At 37.7% G+C, this 8,817-nt stretch carries 7 protein-coding genes; 5 read left to right on the forward strand and 2 right to left on the reverse strand.

The genetic code is table 11. The annotated features are described in order from the left end of the window. Positions 1-759: 759 nt before the first annotated feature. The 5 genes from HMPREF2983_RS07610 to HMPREF2983_RS07630 are packed head-to-tail and all read left to right on the forward strand — an operon-like array spanning position 760 to position 6,961. A complete protein-coding gene (locus HMPREF2983_RS07610; protein WP_070667638.1) occupies positions 760-990 on the forward strand; it encodes a helix-turn-helix transcriptional regulator in 231 nt (76 codons plus the stop codon). Next, a complete protein-coding gene (locus HMPREF2983_RS07615; protein WP_070667602.1) occupies positions 971-2,038 on the forward strand; it encodes a DNA cytosine methyltransferase in 1,068 nt (355 codons plus the stop codon). The genes HMPREF2983_RS07610 and HMPREF2983_RS07615 overlap by 20 nt, the downstream gene beginning before the upstream one ends. Next, positions 2,025-4,997, forward strand: coding sequence for an ATP-binding protein (locus HMPREF2983_RS07620; RefSeq protein WP_070667603.1), 2,973 nt, complete (start codon positions 2,025-2,027; stop codon positions 4,995-4,997). The genes HMPREF2983_RS07615 and HMPREF2983_RS07620 overlap by 14 nt, the downstream gene beginning before the upstream one ends. Before the next feature lie 4 nt (positions 4,998-5,001). Beyond that, entirely contained in the window at positions 5,002-6,537 is a 1,536-nt protein-coding gene (locus HMPREF2983_RS07625) for a response regulator receiver domain (protein WP_070667639.1), read from the forward strand. A 4-nt stretch (positions 6,538-6,541) separates the two neighbouring features. After that, a complete protein-coding gene (locus HMPREF2983_RS07630; RefSeq protein WP_070667604.1) occupies positions 6,542-6,961 on the forward strand; it encodes a very short patch repair endonuclease in 420 nt (139 codons plus the stop codon). 255 nt (positions 6,962-7,216) lie between these two features. Here the strand turns inward: HMPREF2983_RS07630 and HMPREF2983_RS07635 are convergent, their stop codons facing one another. After that, positions 7,217-7,432, reverse strand: coding sequence for a hypothetical protein (locus HMPREF2983_RS07635; RefSeq protein WP_070667605.1), 216 nt, complete (start codon positions 7,430-7,432; stop codon positions 7,217-7,219). 69 nt (positions 7,433-7,501) lie between these two features. After that, positions 7,502-8,817: site-specific integrase (locus HMPREF2983_RS07640; RefSeq protein WP_070667606.1), on the reverse strand; the 1,316-nt coding region annotated here is incomplete at its 5' end.

The following is an 8,817-nucleotide window of genomic DNA, read 5'->3' on the forward strand; positions in this document are numbered from 1 at the left end:
CATCACTCTATCTTATTTTAAGTTTGACTTGTTTGGGTCCAGCCGTTTTCGTTTCGGGTGCTTAAAAAGGTAGGGATTAGGGAATGCAAGGTTTTTCGGGAAAATACTACCCGCAGGGCTGGAGATTTTTCCCGAAGATAGGAGGCTTGGCCTTGCTTTCCCGTCAAATCCCGGAGTTACCTTTACGCCCAGAACGAAAATGACTGTCTGATGTGGCTCACTGAAAGGCGCGAAAATGGAGGTAAACGGAAGTAGAGGCAGATTAGATAGAAAACTTCAAAAGAGAAATCCGTGAAAAAAGTACCCCCCCAACAAAAAGAGCATAGCCAGTTGCGTGAAACTGGGCAAACCACCTGCAAGGAAGTATGGCTTTATCTGTCTGGCCAGACGTGTCAGATCGGGCGGTCATACACGGCTTTCCGCTTTCGGCTCAAAGGAACAGCAAAAAAGAAAAATCATCTGAAAAACCGTAAAAGCACCTCTTTGGCATAAGCACAAAAGAAATGGGCCTTGCCTCATCAGTCTAAACTGTTGTTTAGGCGTGAGGCAAAGCCCTTTTCTCCGCTTATGCAGTAGTCGGCACACGTTCGTTCAAAATCCTTTTGGGCGATGGTGTGTTGACAGACAAAAACCGATTTTACGGAATGTTGTTATGTTTATATTGGTAATATTTATTATTATAATTATAAAAACACGCTAATCATTTTGTCATTCGGACTATCTTTATTAAATTTGTAGATTATAGCAATAGTTATGCAAATGAAGCGGATAAATCGACTGAAAATAGTGCTTGCGGAACAAGGTAAAACCGGGAAATGGTTGGCGCATGCATTAGGTAAAAATGAATCGACAGTCTCTCGTTGGTGTACAAACGAAGTTCAGCCTTCGGTAGAAACACTACTGACGATTGCCGAAACTTTAAAAGTTGATATTAAAGAATTACTTTGTTCTACGCAAATGTGTAATCAATATGATAGTATCCAAATATAAAGCAATCGATTTTTTCTGCGGAGGAGGCGGAATGACTTTCGGTTTAAGACAGGCAGGGATTAACGTTATAGCAGGTGTGGACTTTGATCAAGATGCCAAAGAAACGTATGAATACAATAATCCCGGAAGTGTTTTCATTCAAACTAATATAAAGAATTTACGGAGCAATTATTTTGAGCGAAAATTCGGGATACGGAAAAATGACGACTTTTTGATTTTGGTAGGATGTAGTCCCTGCCAATTTTACAGTATAATTAATACGGATAAGAATAAAGCTTTAAAATCGAAGGATTTATTAAAAAATTTTGCTCGGTTCATCGAATATTATAGACCGGGATATGTATTAGTGGAAAATGTTCCGGGTATAATCACAAATAAAGATAGTATTTTACCTTATTTTCTACGAAAATTGGAAAACCTCGGATATAAAAATCCTGTTTATAAGGTTGTAGATATGAGCCATTACGGCGTACCTCAAAGTCGTCGAAGATTTTCTCTTATCGCAACACGATTGGAAAATGTCAATATACATTTACCTAAAGCGGACGATAAAGAGACCGTATTAGCCGATTATTTAGGTGAAGGGAACGGTTTTCCCAAAGTTAGCGCAGGACATAAAGACGGTAGTGTGTTTAACCATACGGTTGCCAGATTAAGTGATATATGCCTTAAACGATTGGCAAAGACCAAACACGACGGCGGGAACAGACTTGATTGGGCAAACGATCCGGAATTGCAATTACCTTGCTTTGTAGGAAAAGACGATTGCTTTAAAGATACATTCGGGCGTATGTGGTGGCATCGACCGGCTTCGACTATTACAACTAAATTTTATAGTATCTCAAACGGACGTTTCGGACATCCGGAAGAAGATCGGGCTCTTTCTTTACGGGAAGGTGCAACATTGCAAACATTCCCGAAAACCTATGTGTTTAAAACAAATAGTATTGCCGCAACGGCAAAATTAATCGGCAATGCTGTTCCGTGTGAATATGCTCGGCGATTAGGTGAAACGATAAAAGCACAGGAAAACAATGGCACAATTTAAAACTCGGGCAAGAGCTCTCGACTTATTGGGGCGACAACAAATTGCCGGTATCCCTACAGCCATTAACGAGCTTATAAAAAATGCGCATGATGCGTATGCGGATAAATTCGATATCGATTTTCTCCGATGTAATAATCTGCTGGTATTACGCGACGACGGGCTCGGTATGACAAAAGAGGAATTTGAAACTCGTTGGCTTACGCTCGGGACCGAAAGTAAATTGGCAAATAAAAAAAACAGTTTACCGCCCATTGACATATCAAAGCCAAGACGTCCTATCATGGGAGAAAAAGGTATCGGAAGATTGGCTATTGCATCAATAGGAAGTCAGGTTTTGATTGTATCGAAAGCAAAATTAAGATCTAAAGAATATGATATTGTTGTGGCTTTCATTAATTGGGAGATATTCGAGTTGCCGGGGATTAACTTGGAGGATATAGTTATTCCGGTAAGAGAATACTCTCATATGCCGAATGCTGCCGATATTGACAATATTAAAAATGAAGTAATACAATCCCTTGATAAATTAAACCAAAAAGGACTTATTGATGATAAGGATTTTGAAAAAATAAAAAGTTCTATCACGTCCTTTCAAGTTGACCCATGCCAACTTTCCTTACAACTACAACAAGGATTTGAATTAACCAATGGTTGCGGCGGAACTCAATTTTTCATCTCCCCGGTTTACGATACAATTATTTCCGATATAGAGGGAGACGGCAATTCGGACGAAGCTACAAAAATCGAGAAAATGTTGATGGGATTTCACAATACAATGACCCCCGATCATCCTTTCCCCGTCGTTGACATTTCATTTAGAGACTATAGGACGAACGATGGAAGTTTTGTCAGCATCATAGATAAAGAACATTTTTTTACAACAGAAGAATTTGAATTGGCAGATCACCATTTTCAAGGGCGATTTGATGAATTCGGACAATTTAAGGGATTAGTAAAAATATATGGAGAAAAAACATACGATCACATTGTAAATTGGCGGGATAACTCTTATAGAGAAACCGAATGCGGTCCGTTTAAAATCAACTTGGCGTATTTACAAGGAGAATTGAAAAGTTCTCGTGTAGATGTCGAAAATTATGCCAGAATTAAAGCCAAAGGAGATAAATTCGGAGGTTTATACATATATAGAGATAATATTCGAGTTCTACCGTATGGGGACTCCGATTATGATTTTCTGGATATTGAAAAAAATCGTTCGAAACGAGCATCAACATATTTTTTTTCTTATCGACGAATGTTCGGTGCTATTGAAATAGCGGACCGAGAACATAGCGGTTTGGTGGAGAAAGCCGGACGCGAAGGTTTTATTGAAAATAAAGCATATCGTCAACTTCAAGCAATTTTAAAGAACTTCTTTGTACAACTTGCCGCTGATTTTTTCAGCGAAAAAAACAAAACTGCACAATCAGAATTTTTCAATCAGAAGAAAGACGAGTTCAATGCGTACCATAACGCGCTTGAACGTCGGGACAAATTAGCTAAATCGAAAAAGGAAAGATTTGCTCGTGAGCTCGATATCTTTTTTGCCGGTTTAACGGAACATAAATTCGAAAACGAACTGGAAGGGCTACTTACGAATTTTAGGAATGATTTACATTCTGTTTTATACATTAACGATGCGGATGAAGCAAGCCAGAAGATAATTGATCTGGAATTCGCCATGAGACAAAAAGTTGCCGATTATAAAAAAAGAATATCGGTAACAAGTCCCAAAGGATTTGCGATGTCAAAATCAATGAGAGCAGATTTTGATACATACCTTAATGAGTTTAAAATTCTGGAACAAACGGTATTTAAAAATATCAATGAAAATATTGATCAGCTAATCGATGATTATACGGCACAGTTGAATCTGGAAATAAGTAAGCGAAAGAGGTTGGAGCAAGCGGTGGAATTGATTTCAACTGAAGCTTTGTCTCTTAATAAGAAGAAGAAAAGTGAAACTAATGATGTCGTTTCCGATGTCTCCCGTAAGATTAAAGAACTTACGAATGAACTGATAATCGATTTGGATAATCAAATACGAAACGTTAAGGTTCAGTTTAAATCGTTGGCAACCAGTAAAGCCGAGAATTTTGATTTGGTAGCGGAACGCAAGAGAATGGAAGCTGAAATAGAATCCATTAGCAGTCGAAATACGGATGTTATGGAACGTATAATTCGGCAATTTGAAAGTTTTTATATTGAGAAAAATGAAAACGGTCAAATAATTACAAATGATCAAATAGCGGAAGCTACTTCGGAAGAGTTAGAGGAGTTACGGGAGCGATTACAATCGGATATTGAATTAAGCCAATTAGGGTTGGCTGTCGGAATATTGCATCATGAATTCAACGGTACGGTGAATTCGATTCGACATAGTCTGAAAGATCTAAAAGCATGGTCGGATGTAGACATCAAATTGGAAGGAATATATAAAAATATCAAGGTAAATTTCGAGCATTTGGACGGCTATCTAAATTTGTTTACCCCGCTAAACCGGCGGTTGAATCGGCGTAGGGAAGATATCTCTTTATTGGATGTTAAAACATTTTTAATAGATTTGTTCAAGTCTCGTCTTGAACGACATAATATAGCTTTTAAACATACAAAAGGTTTCGCAGGTCGAAAAATACATGGATTTCGTTCTACATTTTATCCTGTATTTGTGAATATCATTGATAATGCTATCTATTGGATGAAACAAAGTGATATTCCTGAAAAAATAATTCGGCTACATGCGGATGATTCGGGAGTATATATTTCCAATAATGGTATTGAAATAAAACCCCAAGATAAGGAACGAATCTTTGAATTGAGATTTTCCAGAAAACCCAGTGGAAGAGGATTAGGATTGAGTATCAGTAAAGAGGTCTTGAATGCAGAGAACTATGATCTATCTCTGGTACAACCTAAGGAAGGCTCTACAGTTACTTTTAAAATTCAAAAAATGCAATAAAAATATGGCTGACAGATTTATTAAGCAATCGAAAGAGATTGCAAACAACTTTATACAAAATATTGTCTTTATTGATGACAAAGCATATAAGAATGATATTACTAACAATGCATTTAGCGCATTAGATGTATCGAATGTATTTGCACAATCTGGAAAAATCTGTGCTATATATGCACCCAAATCCATTTCTGATGTTAATAGTTACAATACTATACTAAATAAAGCAGATGTTGTCATTTTAGATTGGTATTTAGATATAAAAAAGGAGGAGAACCAAGTTGAAGATCTCGATGCAGATGTAGATAATGACGAACCACGTGGAGAGTTTACATTGGAATTAATATCTGATTTATTATCACAAAATGAGAAGTTGAAATTGATAATCGTGTATACAGGAGAAACTAATTTATTTGATATTACAGACAGTATTTATCAGAAAATTGGTCAGACTGATTCTTGTAAAGAAGATTGCGTTATTCGATCTTTAAATTCTAGAATATTAGTTCGAGCTAAAAGCCAAAATTCGGAAACACAATTTAAATATAATAAGGAGTTGAAAGACAAAATAGTATCGTATGAAAGTCTTCCGACTTTGATTGTTGAAGAATTTGCAGACATGACCAATGGTTTATTGTCTAATTTTGCTTTATCATCGATATCGGCAATAAGAAATAATACATCCAGAATGTTAAGCGTCTTTTCTCCCCAATTGGACCCAGCATATCTCGGCCACAAAATATTATTGGAAAATACCTCCGAAGCTAAGGGACTATTGATAAAAATATTTGGCGAAGCTATTTCGGAATTATTGGAGACGACAAATATTGATACAAAGGATTGGATTGACAACTGGATTGAAAACCGTATTAAAGATAAATCGATAAATATAAATGGAGTCTCTATTGACAAATCGAGAGAGCTTTTAAAAACGATGTTAAGTTCTGAGCAATCTCGACTTAAAGATAAGTATAAAGAAGCTTCCAAAAAAGATATGTCTATTGGAGAGGAGAAGAAATTAGAATCACATACTATAGAGTTATTTGCTTATGATGGTATTGATGTAAATAAATCGAATGTGGAGTTTGCCATTTTAACGCATCATAAAAATATATTTCATCCTGCAATTGAGGCTCCTATATTAACACTTGGAACAGTTATAAAATCTGTAGACAGGTATTATGTTTGTATTCAGCAAAGATGCGATTCGGTGAGAATTAAGGAGGAAAGACGGTTCCTGTTTTTACCTTTAGAGGAAAGAGGCGAATATCCGCTAATTGTGAATAATGGATCAAAATTATTTACAAATAAATCTTCGTTTGCAATAAAAACAATGAAGTTCAAGCCGAAAGAAGGTGCTACAATTATTCAAGCATCAAAAAAGGAGGACAAATATGTATTCTATTCTTCCTATGGAGAAACTTATGAGTGGGTAGTGGACTTAAAAGAAATGCAAGCACAACGTATTGTGAACAATTATTGTGCGCAGTTGTCCCGTGTAGGATTAAATGAATCCGAATGGTTGAGATTACAAGCTAAGTAACACAATGTCTGATATTTTCTCTTCTCAAAAACGATCGGATATTATGTCTAAAATCAGCGGAAAAAACACAAAACCGGAGATTTTAGTTCGTAAGTTTTTATTTTCAAAAGGATTCAGATATCGTATTAATGTCAAAACATTGCCAGGTAAACCTGATATAGTTTTACCTAAATATAAAACAGTAATATTTATAAACGGATGTTTTTGGCATGGACATAATTGTAAAAAGGGGAAATTACCATCCTCAAATATAGATTTTTGGAAGGAAAAAATATCAAACAACAAATTACGTGATGATAAAAATTCCGATTTACTTATAAAACTCGGCTGGAAAGTTATAATTATATGGCAATGTGAAGTTAGTAAGATTGATAATAGGATAAAAATACTTAATAAGTTACTGGAAGATATCAAACAACAATAATCACGAGATATTAAATCTAAAATACAAATGCATTAATCGAGAAAATATATGAAAAACTTATTCTATGGTTCGGGTTTTAGTCTTATCTTTGCAGTAAAGAGTTCTTTGAAGGTTACGCAAAGCGCAGAAGGATAATGCAGTAGATAACTAACTAAATCGTAACCTATTACTATCAAGAGCGATTAACCTACACTCATTTCCTATAAATTACACTCTTTTCGTAACTTCATGCAACAAAGATATAAAATAATGGGCTTACACACTTTTATTGGACGGATAGAGCGGTGCTCCCCGAAACTGTCCATTGCCAAGAACTTCCTCTTCGCCTGCATTCCTTTCTTCGGGGTGTAGGTTAGGGGGCATCTGCGTATGCAGTCTGCGATTGAGCTTCATCCACATTACACCGAAGAACCTCACGAGTTCGCCCTCCGTCATGGTAATGCCTCCGTTTTCTTTTCGGACAACATGCATATTGTCTCCCCAATCAAGGTAACTGCGCTGATTGGTTATGCGTGCTTTTTTTGTGAGTATTGATTGCTTTCATACCGCCTCCTCCTTTCTTTCATTTGAACTGACAACCAATGGTATTGTCTTAGTGTTTGTTGCTGCTTCCACATCTGCATTTTCCATATTTTTGTCCTTAGCCTTGTACTTGGCGATGAGCCTGTCCATGTCCTCCGAAATCTTATTATCGGTTACTTGCGCATAGGTTTGTGTGCTGGCGATAGATGCGTGTCCCATCATCTTGGCAATGCTCTCTATGGGAATGCCAGCACTCAGACTCATCGTGCCGAACGTATGTCGTGCCATATGGTAGGATAACCGCTCTCTAATGCCGCAAGCTTTGCCCACAATGCTTAGCTTTGCACTCATTACGCTTCGGCTGCTATCACAGGGAAAGACAAGGTAATCTGTCCTTGTTTCAGTTTCACCTTTTTCTTTCACCGATTGCATTATTCCTCCATTTCTTTCCTGTTCAGCCTTGCAATGTTCGATGATGGCTTCCGCTATCGGATGTAAGGGCACGACAAACTCCACCTTTGTCTTCTGCCGTTCCTTGCGGATATACTTCTGCCCGTCCGCTGCCGTTTGGATATGTCCATATTGCAGGCATTCCATGTCGGAAACAGCCAAGCCTGTAAAGCAAGCGAAGATGAACATTCGCCTTGCCTGTTCTGCCTCCTTGTCGTTTACTTTCAAAGCCATGAGCTTGGCCACATCACTCTTTTGCAGGAAGCGTATCTTCTGTTCCGTTTTCTCGTACTTGGCATTTTCAAAGGGATTACAACGAATAACCCTTTGCCTGACCGCACGGTACATCAACCTACTTAGCCAGCAAAGATAGCGGTTGATGGTTGCAGCTGCCAACCCTTGCTTTTTAAGAAAGAAACGATATTCTTCAAACAAATCTTCCGTAATGATGGTTACAGGTATATCCTTGACACCTTTATCCTTGACAAACTCGCATAACAGCTTGTCGGAATAGCAAAGATTTTGGTACGTGCTTTCTGCTTTTGATTTACCCACGCACTCTTTGACGGATTGCAATTCCGTCTTGCTCATGGCAAGCAACGTTGTCGGATGGATGGCAATACCTTGCAAGCGGTTCTTGATAAGTTCCACGCCTACCACTCCATCACTTACGAGCAAATCCCGATAAGTATTTTCTACAAGTTCTCTGAACACTGTTAGCTTTTTGTTTATCCTTTTGTCGGTAGTCTGTCCTTGTTTGGCATTCCACTCTGCCAGCAGGCATTCCTCGCCTGTGGTTATGGCGGAACTCTTCCCATCTATGGTAATACGGCAGAGAATGGTAGTCCTTCCGTCTGCCTTTGTCTTCTGTCTGTTGATATAGA

The organism is Prevotella sp. HMSC077E09, assembly GCF_001814685.1.
In the GTDB taxonomy this organism is placed as follows: domain Bacteria; phylum Bacteroidota; class Bacteroidia; order Bacteroidales; family Bacteroidaceae; genus Prevotella; species Prevotella oris.

Bases quoted from the DNA above. Each gene is read 5' to 3' on its own strand.
- HMPREF2983_RS07620 (WP_070667603.1), top strand. From the start codon at position 2,025: ATGGCACAATTTAAAACTCGGGCAAGAGCTCTCGACTTATTGGGGCGA.
- HMPREF2983_RS07615 (WP_070667602.1), top strand. From the start codon at position 971: ATGATAGTATCCAAATATAAAGCAATCGATTTTTTCTGCGGAGGAGGC.
- HMPREF2983_RS07635 (WP_070667605.1), bottom strand. From the start codon at position 7,432: ATGCATGTTGTCCGAAAAGAAAACGGAGGCATTACCATGACGGAGGGC.
- HMPREF2983_RS07625 (WP_070667639.1), top strand. From the start codon at position 5,002: ATGGCTGACAGATTTATTAAGCAATCGAAAGAGATTGCAAACAACTTT.
- HMPREF2983_RS07610 (WP_070667638.1), top strand. From the start codon at position 760: ATGAAGCGGATAAATCGACTGAAAATAGTGCTTGCGGAACAAGGTAAA.
- HMPREF2983_RS07630 (WP_070667604.1), top strand. From the start codon at position 6,542: ATGTCTGATATTTTCTCTTCTCAAAAACGATCGGATATTATGTCTAAA.